The organism is Thermosynechococcus sp. (assembly GCF_046299635.1).
Classification (GTDB): Bacteria; Cyanobacteriota; Cyanobacteriia; order Thermosynechococcales; family Thermosynechococcaceae; genus Thermosynechococcus.
Genome location: NZ_JBKBHV010000065.1, coordinates 1 through 790, shown reverse-complemented (window position 1 = coordinate 790; position 790 = coordinate 1). Strand labels below are relative to the sequence as shown.

Annotated in this window: 1 rRNA gene; it reads left to right on the top strand. The window is 53.5% G+C overall.

From position 1 onward, the window contains the following. A 23S ribosomal RNA gene (locus tag ACK4IR_RS12340) occupies positions 1-790 on the top strand; the annotation flags it as partial.

The window sequence follows — 790 nt, the reverse complement described above, 5'->3', positions numbered from 1 at the left end:
GCTCACTGGTCTAGACAAGCTGTCCTGCGGCGAAGATGTAACGGGGCTCAAGCCACGAGCCGAAGCTCAGGATGCATAGCAATATGCGTGGTAGCGGAGCGTTCTGTGATATAGAACGCTGTCTCTTTAACGCCAAACCAGCAATGGGGCGGGTGTTACGGAGACAATGTTCTTTCTGTGAAGCCAGGCCGTAAGGCAACTGGTGGAGAGATCAGAAGCGAGAATGTTGACATGAGTAGCGACAAAGGGGGTGAGAGACCCCCTCGCCGAAAGTCCAAGGGTTCCTGCTTAAAGCTAATCTGAGCAGGGTAAGCCGGCCCCTAAGGCGAGGCCGAAAGGCGTAGTCGATGGGAACACGGTTAATATTCCGTGGCCAGAAGGAAGTGACGGATCTCGACGGTTGTTCTTCCTTATCGGATTGGAAGGGCCGCTTAGAGGTTCCTGGAAATAGCCCTCCACAAGACCGTACCCTAAACCGACACAGGTGGACTGGTAGAGAATACCAAGGCGCTTGAGAGAACCACATCAAAGGAACTCGGCAAAATGCTCCCGTAAGTTCGCGAGAAGGAGGCCCCACTTTTACGCAAGTGAAGGTGGGGGGCACAAACTAGGGGGTGGCGACTGTTTACTTAAAACACAGGGCTCTGCGAAGCCGTAAGGCGACGTATACAGTCTGACGCCTGCCCGGTGCTGGAAGATTAAATGATGGGGTGCAAGCTCTTGATTGAAGTCCCAGTAAACGGCGGCCGTAACTATAACGGTCCTAAGGTAGCGAAATTCCTTGTCGGGT